The sequence below is a fragment of the Flavobacterium sp. UM26 genome (assembly GCF_057922445.1).
The window spans coordinates 41,229-57,283 of record NZ_JBVHCY010000007.1; the positions used below are offsets into that span (position 1 = coordinate 41,229).

The following is a 16,055-nucleotide window of genomic DNA, read 5'->3' on the forward strand; positions in this document are numbered from 1 at the left end:
TCGTAAAAACCAAAAGACATTCTTGTGAATACACCAAAATCGTATTTTCTTCGCTCTTTTCTGATTATCCTAATGGCTGCTTGCTTTTTCTTAGGATTAAAAGAAGTGTTGCCAAAAAAAATATTTGCAGCGTCCAAAGGTCCTTCTAAAAATGTATTGATCGACAGTATGTTGATTGATGCATTTGAGTCGGAACCTGACAGCGTAGCGATTACCCCCAATGATACAATGGCCGATCAAAAAATTGTTTTTGAGGAGTCCTTTGGCGTAACTTTTCCTGAAGAATCGATGGATAGTTACAAGGGATATCAGTATTTGATTCCTTTTTACGAACGATTGTATCAATTAGAAACAAATCAAAATGGTAAAGTTCGTATCGCTTATTTTGGCGATTCTATGACCGATGGCGATATGATTGTGCAAGATGTTCGTGCAGCATTTCAAAATAATTTTGGTGGAAAAGGTGTTGGTTTTGTTTCTATTACCTCAGAATCTGCGGCTTCTCGAGGTTCTGTTTTACACCAATTTTCAGATAATTGGAAAATGCAATCCTATCTGAATGTGAAAAATCCAATTCGTCCTTTTGGGGTAAATGGTCACGTGTTTTTTGCCAACGATACCAATAAAGATATTTGGGTGAAATTTGGTGCGGGTAGAACTAGGAATTCGGCGTCTTTAGATAATCCTACTTTATTTTACGGAAGTTCAGCAAATACTTCTGGATACATAAGTTACCAACTCGAAAAGGACACCATCAACAAAAGTTTGACCGCCAATAATCTGCTAAATACAATCGTGTTGAAAAACGGTAATATGAAAGCGTTAAAGGTGAATTTCAAGAACGCGCAATCGGTGCCAGTATATGGGTTTAATTTTGATGACGGAAAAGGGGTTCATGTGGATAATTTTTCACAACGAGGTAATTCTGGAATTCCAATTTCAAAGTTTGATCCTGCTTTGATGCAAGCTTTTCAAAAGAAATTGAACTATAATTTAATCGTTTTGCATTACGGTACGAACGTGTTGAATTATGGTACAAAAGATTACAATTGGTACGCCAGAAGTATGACCAAAACCGTAAACCGTTTACGAGAAGGTTTTCCTGGGGCTTCCATCTTGATTGTTTCGACTGCTGATAAAGCTTCGAAATACAAAACTGAAATGAAAACCGATTCTGCGGTAGTGCCTTTGACTCACGCTCAACGAAATTATGCACTCAAAACCCAATCCGGATTTGTGAATTTGTACACACTTATGGGAGGAGATGGTTCGATGGTAAAATGGGTTGAGCAAGAACCTGTAATGGCTAATAAGGATTACACCCATTTCAATATACGAGGTTCTAAAAAAGTAGCAGGGATGATTTATGACCAGATTATGAATGGTTATCAGGAATACAAAAGGTTGCGAAGAACGATAAAAACTGCAAAACCGGTAGCTCCAAAAGATAGTGTCATAGCCCAACCCGTGATTCCTAAAACAGAAGAAACCGATGAGAACTAAATTCCTTTTTTTCTTTTGTTTTGTATGCTTTAAAATGTTTTCTCAAAACGCGTATTTACCTGTGCTTATGTCTATATCATCTGTTAACGAAATCATTGATCCTGAGTTTTATCCAAGAGGAATTCAGAATACGGAGAGGCTGACTTCATTTTTTACCAAATTGAAGGTGCTACAAAACACCCAAAAAGGAAAATTGAATATAGTTCATATTGGTGATTCCCATATTCAAGGCGATGTAATGACAGCAGTTTGTAGGTACAATTTGCAAAAGAATTTTGGGAATGCTGGTCGTGGTTTGGTTTTTCCATATACACTAGCGCATACGAATGGCTCTCCAGATGTCCGTTTTTCATCAAATGTAAAATGGACAAATCACCGCAATATTTTGCCTTTGAACGGAAGTCCAGTTGGTATAAGCGGTATTTCGTTGACTAGCAAATCAAAAAGTTTGCGCCTTACTTTGCAAGTCAAAAACAAAGACTATTTTTTTAATACTTTAAAAATAATCACTCCCAACAACGAATCGCTTTTTGAAAGAGCGGGTGAGGTTGAAAAAATGGTTACTATAAAAACTGTTCCAAAAAAGGTCGTTCATACCATAAAGAAAGGCGAAACGCTTTCGACCATTGCGGATCATTACAACGTAAGTACGGCAAAACTTAAAAAAGAAAACAAACTCACAAGTACTAAAATTACGGCGGGCAAGACATTAAAAATTCCAACCAATCAAACCAGTGAGAAATCGGTAGTCAATACGAAATATCATTCTGAATCTTTTGAAGAAGATATGAATTATCATTTTTTTGAGTCCGAAAAACCATTAGATCGTTTTGTTCTTTTGCCAAATGAAGAAGCTCCGTTGTATGCCTTGAATGGAGTGGTTTTAGAAAGTAACAACCCTGGAATTATCTATCATAATATTGGTGTAAATGGCGCTAAATACTCTGATTACAATAAATATCCGCTGTTTTTTGATCAGTTAAAAGCCTTGCAGCCCGATTTGATTATTGTGTCTTTGGGAACCAATGAATCCTATGGGAAAATTGCACCATTGGATTACCTCAGACAAGTTCAAGAGTTTTTATTGAAAGTTAGAACACAAAATCCAGATGCCGATGTTTTGATCATTACGCCACCACCATCATTTTTACCCCATCATCGTCTTAATACTTATGTAGATGAATATGCTAAGAGTTTGGTGAGTTACGCAAGGTTAGGACAATACGCAGTTTGGGATTTGTTCCAGACTTTAGGCGGAATGCACGGCGTTAGTAAAATTTATGGCAAAGGATTAATGAATCCAGACCGCGTGCACTATACCACAAACGGGTATCAGCTACAAGGAAATATGTTGTCCAATGTATTGCTCAACGCTTTTAAAGAATTTAATAAATAAACTAGATTGTGATTACTATTACTGATATAACAAATTGGTTAAAAGCCACTTTTGGCACTATAGATGCAGCTCAAGTGAATGAATGGCTTACCTTCAATCCAAAAGAGCCAATTCTTTTTAATACCGCTTTTTTCCTAGGACTTTTTTTATTGTTCTATCCTATTTATATTCTTACGACCAAAGCCAAAACTAGAGTCTACCGACACATTTATGTTTTTGCCTTCTCGTTGTTCTTTTATTATAAATCCAGCGGAATCTATTTTTGTCTGTTGTTGTTTTCTGGTTTGGTCGATTATACGTTGGCTAAATTTCTGTATGAAGAAACCAAAGAAGGCTATCGTAAATTCTTTTTGATTCTTAGTATCATTTTCAATTTGTCATTTTTAGGGTATTTTAAATATTCTAATTTCTTAATCGACAACTACAATCAGCTATTCGAAGGTCAGATTCATTTTATCGATGTGATTTTACCTGTTGGGATTTCGTTTTATACCTTTCAATCGATGAGTTATATCATCGATATTTATAGACGAGAATTAGAGCCAACAAAGAATATGTTGGATTATATGTTTTTCGTATCCTTCTTTCCACAGTTGGTAGCGGGTCCAATTGTTCGTGCTTCGGAGTTTATTCCGCAAATTTACAGTAAGATTCAATTGTCTCGTGCCGATTTTGACTCTGCAATCTTCTTGATTATTGGGGGTTTGATTAAGAAAACAGTCATATCCGATTATATTTCTTTGAACTTTGTCGACCGTGTATTCGATGCGCCCAAAAGTTATACCGCCTTCGAAAACCTTATGGCATCGTATGGCTACACGATTCAGATTTATTGTGACTTTTCAGGTTATTCTGATATGGCTATCGGGATAGCTTTGTTGATGGGATTCAAATTGTCAGTCAATTTTAGAACTCCTTATCAATCGGCTTCTATCACCGAGTTTTGGAGAAGATGGCACATTTCATTGTCCACTTGGTTGCGTGATTACTTGTACATTTCAGTAGGAGGAAACCGTCGCGGTAGTTTTGGAGGGTTTTTATTTCCTTCGTTGTTCTTTGCTGGATTAGTGGCTTGGGCAACTTGGTATTATCCCGTGAGTCCAATTCCTTTGGTGATAGCTATTGCTTCACTGTTGGTTTTCTGTTTGACTTTCTTATTAGCCAAAGACAAGAAAAGAACTATGTTTACCAATGTTAACTTAATGACTACGATGTTGCTGGGTGGATTTTGGCACGGCGCAAGTTTGAAATTTATTATTTGGGGTGCTTTACACGGCATTGCTTTGGCAGTTAATAAATTGTTTTCAGATTATTTTCCTTCTTCCAAAGATTCTAAATTCACGTTTTGGAAAGCCATTACTACAGTTATTTCGGTATTAGTTACCTTTCATTTTGTAGTTTTCTGTTGGATATTTTTTAGAGCCAAAGATTTTACAGTGGCCTTAGATATGATTACTTCAATTGGGGAATTACAATTCAATTGGGAACAATGGGCGATAGTCATTTCAGGCTACGAAAACGTATTTATAATGATTGCCATTGGGTACGCATTGCACTTTGTTCCAGCCAAAATCACTCAAGGACTAAAAACAATTTTCGACAGGCTACCGATGCTTTTCAAAGCTCTAATTCTTGCGCTTACCTTCTGGTTGGTTGCTGCAATGGCATCAAGCGAATTAGTGCCTTTTATTTATTTCCAGTTTTAATTTTTTAAGATGGTATCAGTTGCAACCCTAGATTTAGCAATACTTGTCAAGTGTAAAAAAAATTGATTTATATAAAACTTCAGAAAGTAGGTATCATTTTGTTCTGATGATTTTCTGGTTTTATCATATTATAACTGAACTCTTATTTATTTAAGTTTAGTATAAAAACAACAAGGGCTTTAAGCCCTTGTTGTGTAAAGTAATATGACTAGCAGAATAAGTTTTACTAGTTTATTCCACCACCTAAAGCTTTGTATAAATTGATAATGGCTTGATGTTGTAATTTTTTGGTAATGATGAGGTCAATTTTAGAGTCCAAAGCTATCCTTTGTGCCAATAGTACTTCCAAGTACGTCGCCCTTCCGGATTTAAACAAATCGTTGGCAATTTCAGTTGATTGCGCATAGGAAGAAACCTCTTTGTTTTTTAATTCATAAAGCTCTTTCAAGTTTTTTATATTGGACACTTCATTGGACACTTCGATATAGCCGTTTAAAATTGTCTTTTGATAATTGAGTAATGCTTCGGTTTGATTCGCCTTGGTCGTATTAAATTGTGATTTAATAGCACTTCTGTTTAAGATGGGTGCTGTCATTCCTCCAAGAATAGTGTATGCTATTGATTGTGGAGATTGAAAAAGCAATCCAGTAGTAAAGGCTTGGAATCCAGCTATCCCAGTAATTGTAAAGTTGGGATAAAAGGCTGCTTTTGCTGCTTTCACATCACATTTAGCCGCAAGTAGCGTAAGTTCTGCTTGTCTGATATCGGGTCTATTTGTGAGTAATTGCGAGGGAATACCTAAGTTAACAATACTAGGGTCTAAAGTGTTGAATTTAGTTTTGTCTCGAATTATAGTTTGTGGAAATTGACCACAAAGAAAATTAAGTTTATTTTCTACTACTGTAATTTGTTGCAGTATTTTAAATTCAAATCCTTTGGAATTATTGACTTGCCCTTCAAATTGTTTTACGGCCAATTCGTTGAGTATGCCCGTTTGTTTTTTTACTCTAATGATATCAAGAGCGGCTTGTTGAAGCGCAATGGTTTCTCTAATGATATCAAGTTCATTGTCTAAGGCAAGTAAATCAAAGTAGGTCGAAGCGACCTCTGCAATTAATGCGGTTTGAATGGCATTTCTACCTTCTATAGAACTACTAAAGCGGGCAACTGCTGCTTTTTTATTAGAGCGAAGTTTCCCCCAAACATCCACTTCCCAGCTTGCATTGAAGCCCGCAAAGTAGTCAGGTAGGTTTTCTGGAACGACTCTTCCAGGTTGAATATCTGTACTGGCGTTTCCAGCGCCATCCATTGTAAACAATCCAAATTTGCGCTGTGCGGCTGATAATCCGGCACTCAAAACAGGGAGCTGAGCTCCTTTGGTGAATTGTACTCCTGCACGGGCAATTTCAATTTTTTGAATCGCAATCTGCAAATCATAATTGTTGTTGATGGCTGTGGTAATCAGTTTCTTTAGATTATCATCTTTGTAAAATAGCTCCCATTTTACCCTCGCACTGTTAAGCGTGTCTTTTGACTCCAAGTAGGTAGCGGGTAAAGGTGTAAGTTGTTGTTCCGCTACATTATTTGTTGACTTGCATCCAAAAAGACCAAGGATTATAATGAGGTAAAAAACGATTCTTTTGAATTGTAACATAATTGTTGAAGTTGATTCTTTAATGAATAAAATTTATTTTGCTTCTGTTTTTTTATAGGTCAAACTTGCAAAAATGTAGTAAAGCCCAGGAATAATTAGAATCCCGAAAATGGTACCAAACAACATTCCTCCGGCAGCTGCTGTACCTATAGTTCTATTCCCGATGGCACCAGCACCCGAAGCGAGCATAAGTGGAAGCAAGCCTGCAATAAATGCAAACGAAGTCATTAGAATAGGACGCAAACGTGCTATAGCTCCTTCTATGGCGGCTTGAAATGGAGTTAGTCCTTCTTTTTGTTTTAGAATGGCGAATTCAATAATTAATACGGCATTCTTTCCTAGTAGTCCAATAAGCATTACCATCGCTACTTGAGCATAAATATTGTTTTCTAAACCTAATGCGACCAAGAGGAAAAAAGCTCCAAATACTCCCGTTGGTAAAGATAAAATTACTGGTAGTGGTAAAAGAAAGCTTTCGTATTGTGCCGCTAACAAGAAGTAAATAAAAAGTAAACAAATAAGGAATATATAAATGGCTTCATTACCAGCATTCGCTTGCTCTCGCGAAGAACCACCCCAGTCAAAACCGTACCCCTTTGGAAGTTTTTCGCTAGCAACAGCTTTGACAGCAGCAATGGCTTGCCCACTACTGAATCCTTCTTTTGGTTCACCGTTTAACATCGCTGCTGGGTACATATTGTAGCGAGTAATTTGTTCAGGGCCATATACTTTTTCAATAGATAAAAAGGAGGACATCGCAACCATTTCACCTTGAGAGTTCTTGGTATAAAGCTTTAAAATATCCTCAGGTTTTGTTCTGAACTCAGGAGAAGACTGCACCATAACTTTATACATTTGATTAAATCTGATAAAATTAGTGGCATATTCACTTCCTAAGTAGGTTTGTAGCGTATTCAAAATTTCGCTTATTACCACCCCTTTTTGCGCAGCTTTGGTATTGTCAATGTTTACAAGGAATTGAGGGAAGCTTGCATCAAAAGAGGAAAAGGTGTTTTTTATTGCTTCATTTTTGTTCAATTCTAAGGCAAAATTTCGTGCTACTTCTTCTAGTTTTTTCAAATCACTTTTACCTGTTTTATCTAGAATTCGCAATTCAAATCCGCTTGAGTTTCCATACCCAGGAACAGGAGGAGGGGTAAAAAACTCAATTTTACCATCTTTGATGTTTTTAGTGTCTTCTTTTAGCTTCTGGATTATTTCCTGGTCAGTCGTTCCTTTTCTTTCTTTCCAGCTTTTTAAGCTAATTAAGTTCATCCCGAATGACGCACCAGTTCCGTCGGTAAGGAAATTGTAGCCTGCTAAGGTAGAAACAGAGGCAACACCTTCTATTTTTAAAGCAGCTTCTTGTATCGCATCTACTACTTTTTCAGAGCGTTCTAATGTGGCGCCTGAAGGAGTTGTGATACTCGCATAAATGGTTCCTTGGTCTTCATTTGGAATAAAACCCGTCGGCAAAAATTGTCCAATTCCAAAAGTTCCGATGCAAAATAGACCAAGTGCTAAAGCCGTTACCACACGTCTGTTTACAATATACTCTAGTATTTTTCGATACTTTGCTGCTATGGTATTATAGCGAGCGTTGAACGCATCTATAAAGCGATTGATAAGGGTGTTTTTGCGTTCTTGACCATGAGTGTTCTTTAGCATAAGCGCACACAAAGCGGGTGTCAATGTTAGTGCGATAACACCTGAAAGCACAATTGCGATGGCCATTGTGACAGAAAACTGTCTGAAAAATACCCCCGAAGGTCCTGGTAAAAAGGCTACCGGAATAAACACAGCAGACATCACTAAAGTAATCGCTATAATAGCTCCACCAATTTCTTTCATAGCACTTTCTGTAGCTTCTTTTGGATTGAGATGTTCTTCTTCCATTTTGGCGTGTACCGCTTCTACAACAACAATGGCATTATCCACTACAATTCCAATGGCTAAAACCAATGCAAAAAGTGTGATAAGATTGATACTAAATCCAAAGAGTTGCATAAAGAAGAAAGTACCAATTAGTGATACAGGAACTGCAATAGCAGGTATCAAAGTAGACCTAAAGTCTCCCAAGAAGATAAAAACGACTAAGGCAACCAATAGAAAAGCTTCTAGTAATGTATAAAGTACACCTTCAACAGAGGCGTTCAAGAAATTGGAAACATCATAACTATAAGTATATGATATTCCTGCCGGGAAAGAGGACTTTAGCTCGTCCATTTTATTTTTAATATTTTCAATTACATCGCTTGCATTACTTCCCGGACGTTGCTTTAAAACAATTGCAGCAGATGGTTTTCCGTTTTCTTTGGATAAAACATCATAATCTAGTGAGCCAAATTCTATATCGGCAATGTCTTTCAATCGCAACAGTTCTCCCTGAAAATCACGCTTTATGATTACATTTTCATATTGTTCTTTGGTATTGTATTTTCCAGTATATTTTACTACATATTGTAGGGATTGTTCTATTTTTCCAGAGCTTTCGCCCACTTTTCCAGGGGCTGCTTCTATGTTTTGCTGCTTAAGATTCTGAATGACTTCTTCGGTCGAAATATTATATGCAGCCATTTTTACTGGGTTGAGCCAAACACGCATTGCATATTCTCGTTGCCCCATTATATCGGCATAACCCACTCCTTCAATTCGCTTTAGTTCAGGTATGATATTGATATCAGCAAAATTGAATAGGAATTTTTCATCAAGATTGGTGTCTGAACTTAATATGTTAAGATACAAAAGCATACTGTTTTGTACCTTTTCAACAATTACTCCAGACTTAATTACTTCTTCGGGCAATTCATCCAGAACAGAAGAAACTCTATTTTGTACGTTTACAGCGGCAATTTCTGGGTCTGTCCCCGCTTTAAAGATGATGTTGATGACACTGGTTCCGTCATTTCCTGATACAGACGACATATAAGCCATTCCAGGTACACCATTCACAGCACGTTCCAAAGTAGTTACTACTGCTTTTACGCAGGCTTCAGCATTTGCCCCAGTATATTTTGTGGTAACCGTCACTTCTGGTGGAGCAATATCTGGGAATTGGGTCATGGGTAATTGCGTCAATGACAATACCCCTAAAAGAACAATAATTAACGAGATAACTATTGATAGTACAGGTCTATGTATAAATTTTGAGTACATTGTTTTGTTTTTTTAAAGCCCACAGACTTTATAGTTTTGAAATTAATTCTTGCATTCGTTTGGTTTCAGGAAAAATTTTATCTCCTTCTTTCAAGTTTTGAATGCCTTCATATATAATTCTGTCCGATGTTTTTAATCCCGACTCGATTACATACAAGTGTTGAATGCGTTGTTTGATTTCAATATTTCTTGCGCGTACAATGTTGTTGTCATCTACGACATAAACGTATACTTTGTCTTGTATTTCAAAGGATGCTTTTTGAGGAATAAGCAAGGCTTTTTTTATAGTATTGGTCAGCTGAATTTTTCCGCTTGACCCATGCTTTAATAGTAAATCAGGGTTTGGAAATTTGGCTCTAAAAGCTATGTTTCCGGTAGTTTTGTCAAATTCTCCTTCAATTGTTTCAATGCTTCCTTTGTAAGCATGTGCTTTGTTATTGGCTAGGAGTAAAGTAATATCTGCTGCGTTATTCTCTTTTTTTTGCTCTTTAAATTGCAGGTATTCCTTTTCGGATACATTAAAATAAGCATAGACAGAGCTGTTATTGGATATTGTGGTAAGTAGCGTTCCCTCATTAATTAAACTTCCAATTTTAAATGGGATTCGATTGATAATACCATCAAAAGGAGCTCTTATTTTGGTCAACGAAACTTGAATTTCTGCACTAGATTGATTCGCTCGATATTCATCAATACGAGCCAAAGCGGCTGTATAAGCGGCTTGTGCTTTCTCTAATTCTGTTTTGGATACAATGTTTTTGTTGGCTAGAGTTTTAACATTTTGCAAATCAAGTTCAGCAGTTTTTGCCTCGGCTAAAGCATTTTTGACCATAGCTTTCGCTTTAAGTACCTCTTTTTCTAATGTTTGACTATTTATACTGAATAACAATTGGCCTGCTTTTACAGGTTTACCTTCATCAACGTATATTTTTTCGATGTAGCCATTAATTTTTGTTCTAATCTCAACATTTTGAAGGGATTGTATTTCTGCTACATGGTCTATCGTAAAAGTGGTGTCTACCAAAATAGGATTAGTAGTAGGGTATTTTTCTAAAGCGATTTTTTCGCTTTTGTTTGAGTTGCAAGAGAAAGTGGTCCCAATAGCAAGAACTAGGACAAAAATCAAAATAATTTTGTTCATTTTTATGAAAATTAAATAATAGTAAGTACAGTGTTTTTCTGCTTTATCGACAATCCTTTTACTTAGGATGCACAACAAAACAGCAACTTAGTGTAATAATTATTTAATTTTCTGGAGGCGGAGGAACAATATCTTGGTAATACTGACGTGGCTCTATATGGATATAATTATCAGATACTTTTCTGTAATTGCAAGCCAATGGTAACTGATAATGAAAGCTAAAAGGGAATAAGGACGTCTCGAAACTATCCTCAATTTCGTTTACAGAGTTTTGTTCGCTATCATTTGTTGTTTCAAGCGGTGAGTCTGAGTTTGTATCTTTAGATGTAGTCGATAAATAATTCAAAACAGATTGTTTATTCTTTTTATCGTTTAATGAAAAAGAGGAATATGCTCCTGTACTAGCAAGTGCAGTAGTGTCAACAAAGAGTAGTAGCATTATAAGCCATATCAATACTGAGCGCATAGGAAGATACTTTTTTTCCATTATGAGCTGCAAATATATACGAATTCCATAATGTTGATTGTTATTTAAGAATATCTTAGGTATTTTTTAGTAAAATCATAAGACTTGTTTTTTTACTCTTTATCTTTTCTTCAATTTGGGTGGTTATTTCGTTGTTTTTAAGCTAGTTGTGTATTTTGTTTGTTCCAGTTTTAGCAAACCATACTTTTTAGGAGCGGAGGCAAAAGGCTTTTTTTGTAGGCAGGTTTCCCGCTGTCCTCTATATCTCCTGCCTTGTTTGGTCACAAGTCAGGAGGATGCCGTTCCCATCGGGGCTAGAAAGTAAGCATAAAGCTTTTTTGGATTCATACTAAAAAACAAAATAGAAGAACTTGTAATTACTTTTTTTTAGTTTCCAAAAACGTCTAAAATCTCCAAAGTTTAAAGTTCAAATCTTTGTGCCTCTAAACCTTTATAGTATATTTGCATCTCAAAAAAATAGAAAATTATGTTCGATAATTTAAGCGATAAGTTAGATAAAGCGTTCCATATTCTTAAAGGTCACGGAAAAATCACCGAAGTCAATGTAGCCGATACCTTAAAAGAAGTGCGTCGTGCGTTGCTAGATGCCGATGTTAACTTTAAGATTGCCAAAGATTTTACAGCAAAAGTTAAAGAAAAAGCCATTGGTCAAGACGTATTGACAACCTTGCAACCAGGGCAGCTTTTGGTAAAATTGGTCAAAGACGAATTAACCGAATTAATGGGAGGCGATGTTGCTGGAATCAATTTGTCTGGCAATCCATCCGTAATTTTGATGTCAGGTTTGCAAGGTTCTGGTAAAACTACCTTCTCTGGAAAATTAGCCAATTATCTTCAAACCAAAAAAAATAAAAAAGTCCTTTTAGTTGCTTGTGATATTTATCGTCCAGCAGCGATTCAACAATTATATGTTGTTGGAGATTCTATAGCCGTTGAGGTCTATTCTGAGCCAGAAAACAAAAATCCTGTAGAGATTGCACAAAATGCGATTAAACACGCCAAATCCAACGGATTCAATGTGGTAATCGTCGACACCGCAGGTCGTTTGGCCGTGGATGAAGAAATGATGAACGAGATCGAACGCGTTCACAAAGCCATTCAACCACAAGAAACCCTGTTTGTAGTAGATTCTATGACAGGTCAAGACGCAGTAAATACAGCCAAAGCTTTCAACGACCGTCTGAATTTTGATGGAGTTATCTTGACGAAATTAGATGGTGATACTCGTGGTGGAGCAGCATTGTCTATCAAGACTGTTGTAAACAAACCGATTAAGTTTGTAGGAACAGGAGAAAAAATGGATGCCATTGATGTATTCTACCCTGTTCGTATGGCAGAACGTATCCTTGGAATGGGAGACGTTGTTTCTTTGGTAGAACGTGCTCAAGAGCAGTTCAACGAAGAAGAAGCTAGAAAATTACAAAAGAAAATTGCTAAAAATGAATTTGGTTTTGATGATTTCTTAACTCAAATTCAGCAAGTAAAGAAAATGGGTAATATGAAGGATTTGGTTGGAATGATACCAGGTGCTTCTAAAGCTATGAAAGATATCGAAATTGAAGACGATGCATTCAAACATATTGAAGCCATTATCTATTCAATGACACCTGGAGAAAGAAGCAAACCAGCATTAATTGATGCTAAACGTAAGATTAGAATCGCAAAAGGTTCTGGTACAAAAGTGGAGCAAGTCAATCAATTGATGAAGCAATTTGACCAAATGAGTAAAATGATGAAAATGATGCAAGGTCCAGGCGGAAAGAATTTGATGAAAATGATGGGCGGAATGAAAGGAATGCCTGGAATGCCCGGAATGAGATAAAATTGGATAAAGTTCAAAAGTTTAATTTTGTTTAAAGTTTTGAACTTTATTTTTTAATAGCAACACACACTTTTATAAGTTTATTTTAAAGTCAACTCAACCTTTAAACGTTTAAACTCTTAATTTTTTTAAATACAATAGAAATGCAACTACTAGACGGAAAAAAAACATCAGAAGATATCAAGAAAGAGATAGCCATTGAAGTCCAACAAATGAAAGACAATGGGGAGAAAGTGCCTCATTTGGCTGCAGTAATTGTGGGTACAGATGGTGCAAGTTTAACTTACGTTGGTAGTAAAGTGCGTTCTTGTCAGCAAATTGGTTTTGAATCTACTTTGGTGAGTTTGCCAGAAAGTATTACCGAAGCTGAGTTGTTGTTAAAAATAAAAGAATTGAATGAAGATGATAATTTAGACGGTTACATCGTACAATTACCATTGCCAAAACATATTGATGAACAAAAAATATTAATGGCAATTGACCCTGACAAAGATGTAGATGGTTTCCATCCAGCTAATTTTGGAAAGATGGCACTAGATATGGATACTTTTATTCCAGCTACGCCCTTCGGAATCATGCAATTGTTAGAACGTTATAAAGTTGATACAGTAGGAAAACATACAGTTGTAATTGGAAGAAGTCATATCGTAGGCCGTCCGATGAGTATCTTGATGAGTCGTAAAGGGAATCCAGGTGATTCAACGGTTACCTTAACTCATAGTAGAACCAAAAACATTGAAGAATTTACTAAAAATGCAGATATAATCATCACCGCATTGGGGGTTCCAAATTATTTGAAAGCCGATATGGTAAAAGACGGCGTTGTTGTTATCGACGTAGGAATCACTAGAGTGGAGGACGCTTCGCATCCAAAAGGATATGTAATCACCGGCGATGTTGATTTTGATGGAGTAAGCAAAAAATCATCGTTCATCACTCCAGTACCTGGAGGAGTAGGTCCAATGACCATCGCGATGTTGTTGCAAAATACATTATTAGCGAGAAAAATGAGAATGAAATAATATTCTTTCATAAAAATGATAAAGCTCAAACGTAAGTTTGGGCTTTTTTTTGTCTTAAGATTTGCATAAATAGTAGGCATCAAAGGGTTATTCGGAATTTAAACAATACTTTTGCAACACTTAAAATAAGCAGCCCCAATGGACGATTATTATTCGGAAAAATTGAAAAAATAAAGCTCTTGAAAATCATTTCAAGAAGCTATAACTTAACCTGTAGATTTTTGAAATGAAAGCGTTTTACAAAAACAATAACGGATTGTTTGAGTCAAAAGAATGGACTCCTAATTGTTGGATTAATGTTGAATGTCCAACAGAAGATGAAAAGAAATACCTCCTAGAAGACCTTAAAGTTCCCGAAGAATTCTATAATGATATCGAAGATATTGACGAGAGACCACGTATCGAGACAGAAAACGGTTGGACATTGATTATCATCAGAATTCCAGTAAATACGAATAATGTAAAACTCCCTTTCAATACAATTCCTGTTGGAATCGTTTTTAAAGGTGACATTTGTGTGACAATCAGTTTTCATAAAACAGAAATGTTGACGGATTTTGTGGTGTACACGCAGCGTAAAGGAAAAAACATCAAAGATAACTTTGATTTAGTTTTGAAATTGCTATTGTCCTCTAGTGTTTGGTACTTGAAGTATTTAAAACAAGTCAATCAAAAGATTAAGCTGGCCGAAGACAATTTGGAAGAGTCTATCAAAAACGAGGAATTGCAAGCGTTACTTCAAATTGAAAAATGTTTAGTATTTTTTATGACTTCTTTAAAAGGAAATGATATTTTACTACACCGAATAAAAAATCTAAAATCCCAAAGAGATTCTTATGACCCTGAATTGTTAGAGGATGTTGAGATTGAGTTGCGACAAGCACAAGAAACGACAAACATTTATAGTGATATCTTGACCGGAATGATGGATGCTTATGCTTCAGTGATATCTAATAATTTGAACGCGATTATGAAGCAAATGACGTCTATTTCTATTATATTAATGATTCCTACGGTAATTGCCAGTTTGTATGGAATGAACGTGCCCAATAATCTCGAAGGCAATGCTTATGGTTTGCCAATAGTTATACTTGTTTCTATCATTCTATCGGTTTTTGGTGTGTTTTTGTTTAAAAAGAAAAGATGGTTTTAAAAAAGCCAACTTTTTCTTTTATATTTCATTTATTTATATAACTTTGTGTTTCAAAGTACTTTTATTATGACTGAAAAGCATCAAGAAGATTTAGTGCATATCCGTTCCATGATGGAGCGTTCTTCCCGTTTTATTTCCTTAAGCGGTTTGTCTGGCGTTTTTGCTGGTTTGTCTGCTCTACTAGGCGGTGTATATGTTTATCAATTGTTTAAAGCCAATGGTATCGAGTATTTTGAAGACAATCATCAGTTGTATTCTACTAGTTTAATTACCGAATTAATCCTTACAGCATTTGTTATCTTATTCTTTGCATTTGCTTTTGGTATTTTTTTTACCGTTAGAAAAAGTAAAAAATTAAACTTGCCAATCTGGACTTCAGCTACCAAAAACATGCTTTTAAATTTAACAATTCCTCTAATTGCTGGTGCTGTCTTTTGTTTTGCACTTGTTTATCATCAGATGTTTATTTTGGTAGCACCTAGCACCTTGATTTTTTATGGTTTAGCCTTGCTAAATGCAGAGAAATATACTTACTCAGATATTAAATACTTAGGATTTTCAGAGGTAGTTTTAGGAAGTATTGCTTTGTTTTTTGTGGGATACGGTTTGGTATTTTGGATTCTCGGTTTCGGTATATTGCACATTTTCTATGGTTTATTATTATTCAAAAAATATAAATAACCATCGATGGGAATTATAGATAAACTAAATAAAGATTTCGAGAGTCGCGTCAGATTGGGCATTATGTCTATTTTGATGGTTAACGATTGGGTAGATTTTACCGAAATGAAATCGCTATTGGATATAACTGATGGAAATTTAGCTAGCCATTCCAGTGCTTTAGAAAAGGGAGAATATATTGAAGTTAAAAAAGAATTTGTAGGTAAGAAACCTAAAACTTCGTATCGAGTAACGAATAAAGGGCGTGTTACCTTTGAACAACATCTCAAAAGTCTTGAAAAATTATTGAAAACTAAATAACTATTTTTTTGTCTAATTACTTTGAAATGCAAAG

General features: G+C 35.7%; 12 protein-coding genes. 8 read left to right on the forward strand and 4 right to left on the reverse strand.

Features of this window, described 5'->3' with window-relative positions:
* The first annotated feature begins 24 nt into the window (after positions 1–24).
* From ACZ1AQ_RS09520 to ACZ1AQ_RS09530, 3 genes are all read left to right on the forward strand, one after another.
* Positions 25–1,503, forward strand: a complete 1,479-nt coding sequence (locus tag ACZ1AQ_RS09520; protein WP_489632680.1) for an SGNH/GDSL hydrolase family protein — start codon at positions 25–27, stop codon at positions 1,501–1,503.
* A 67-nt stretch (positions 1,504–1,570) separates the two neighbouring features.
* Positions 1,571–2,899, forward strand: coding sequence for a GDSL-type esterase/lipase family protein (locus ACZ1AQ_RS09525; protein ID WP_489632681.1), 1,329 nt, complete (start codon positions 1,571–1,573; stop codon positions 2,897–2,899).
* 8 nt (positions 2,900–2,907) lie between these two features.
* Positions 2,908–4,605, forward strand: a complete 1,698-nt coding sequence (locus ACZ1AQ_RS09530) for an MBOAT family O-acyltransferase (RefSeq protein ID WP_489632682.1) — start codon at positions 2,908–2,910, stop codon at positions 4,603–4,605.
* 226 nt (positions 4,606–4,831) lie between these two features.
* Here the strand turns inward: ACZ1AQ_RS09530 and ACZ1AQ_RS09535 are convergent, their stop codons facing one another.
* From ACZ1AQ_RS09535 to ACZ1AQ_RS09550, 4 genes are all read right to left on the reverse strand, one after another.
* Positions 4,832–6,259, reverse strand: coding sequence for a TolC family protein (locus ACZ1AQ_RS09535; RefSeq protein WP_489632683.1), 1,428 nt, complete (start codon positions 6,257–6,259; stop codon positions 4,832–4,834).
* A 33-nt stretch (positions 6,260–6,292) separates the two neighbouring features.
* A complete protein-coding gene (locus ACZ1AQ_RS09540) occupies positions 6,293–9,415 on the reverse strand; it encodes an efflux RND transporter permease subunit (RefSeq protein ID WP_489632684.1) in 3,123 nt (1,040 codons plus the stop codon).
* 28 nt (positions 9,416–9,443) lie between these two features.
* Positions 9,444–10,556 carry an efflux RND transporter periplasmic adaptor subunit gene (locus ACZ1AQ_RS09545; RefSeq protein WP_489632685.1) on the reverse strand — a complete coding sequence of 371 codons (1,113 nt, stop codon included), beginning with the start codon at positions 10,554–10,556 and terminating at the stop codon, positions 9,444–9,446.
* 103 nt (positions 10,557–10,659) lie between these two features.
* The gene (locus ACZ1AQ_RS09550) at positions 10,660–11,022 is read right to left on the reverse strand and encodes a hypothetical protein (protein ID WP_489632686.1); all 363 of its coding nucleotides are present in this window, start codon (positions 11,020–11,022) and stop codon (positions 10,660–10,662) included.
* Positions 11,023–11,509: 487 nt separating this feature from the next.
* Here ACZ1AQ_RS09550 and ffh point away from each other — a divergent pair, with 487 nt between their 5' ends.
* From ffh to ACZ1AQ_RS09575, 5 genes are all read left to right on the forward strand, one after another.
* Positions 11,510–12,865, forward strand: coding sequence for a signal recognition particle protein (gene ffh / locus ACZ1AQ_RS09555; protein ID WP_489632687.1), 1,356 nt, complete (start codon positions 11,510–11,512; stop codon positions 12,863–12,865).
* Between the two features lie 143 nt (positions 12,866–13,008).
* Entirely contained in the window at positions 13,009–13,887 is an 879-nt protein-coding gene (locus ACZ1AQ_RS09560) for a bifunctional 5,10-methylenetetrahydrofolate dehydrogenase/5,10-methenyltetrahydrofolate cyclohydrolase (protein ID WP_489632688.1), read from the forward strand.
* A gap of 226 nt (positions 13,888–14,113) precedes the next feature.
* Positions 14,114–15,040, forward strand: a complete 927-nt coding sequence (locus ACZ1AQ_RS09565) for a magnesium transporter CorA family protein (RefSeq protein WP_489632689.1) — start codon at positions 14,114–14,116, stop codon at positions 15,038–15,040.
* A 66-nt stretch (positions 15,041–15,106) separates the two neighbouring features.
* Positions 15,107–15,721 carry a hypothetical protein gene (locus ACZ1AQ_RS09570; protein WP_489632690.1) on the forward strand — a complete coding sequence of 205 codons (615 nt, stop codon included), beginning with the start codon at positions 15,107–15,109 and terminating at the stop codon, positions 15,719–15,721.
* A 6-nt stretch (positions 15,722–15,727) separates the two neighbouring features.
* Entirely contained in the window at positions 15,728–16,021 is a 294-nt protein-coding gene (locus tag ACZ1AQ_RS09575; protein ID WP_159686814.1) for a winged helix-turn-helix domain-containing protein, read from the forward strand.
* Positions 16,022–16,055 lie beyond the last annotated feature (34 nt).

Bases quoted from the DNA above. Each gene is read 5' to 3' on its own strand.
- ACZ1AQ_RS09570 (WP_489632690.1), top strand. From the start codon at position 15,107: ATGACTGAAAAGCATCAAGAAGATTTAGTGCATATCCGTTCCATGATG.
- ACZ1AQ_RS09550 (WP_489632686.1), bottom strand. From the start codon at position 11,022: ATGCGCTCAGTATTGATATGGCTTATAATGCTACTACTCTTTGTTGAC.
- ffh (WP_489632687.1), top strand. From the start codon at position 11,510: ATGTTCGATAATTTAAGCGATAAGTTAGATAAAGCGTTCCATATTCTT.
- ACZ1AQ_RS09525 (WP_489632681.1), top strand. From the start codon at position 1,571: ATGTCTATATCATCTGTTAACGAAATCATTGATCCTGAGTTTTATCCA.
- ACZ1AQ_RS09540 (WP_489632684.1), bottom strand. From the start codon at position 9,415: ATGTACTCAAAATTTATACATAGACCTGTACTATCAATAGTTATCTCG.
- ACZ1AQ_RS09565 (WP_489632689.1), top strand. From the start codon at position 14,114: ATGAAAGCGTTTTACAAAAACAATAACGGATTGTTTGAGTCAAAAGAA.
- ACZ1AQ_RS09545 (WP_489632685.1), bottom strand. From the start codon at position 10,556: ATGAACAAAATTATTTTGATTTTTGTCCTAGTTCTTGCTATTGGGACC.
- ACZ1AQ_RS09575 (WP_159686814.1), top strand. From the start codon at position 15,728: ATGGGAATTATAGATAAACTAAATAAAGATTTCGAGAGTCGCGTCAGA.
- ACZ1AQ_RS09535 (WP_489632683.1), bottom strand. From the start codon at position 6,259: ATGTTACAATTCAAAAGAATCGTTTTTTACCTCATTATAATCCTTGGT.
- ACZ1AQ_RS09560 (WP_489632688.1), top strand. From the start codon at position 13,009: ATGCAACTACTAGACGGAAAAAAAACATCAGAAGATATCAAGAAAGAG.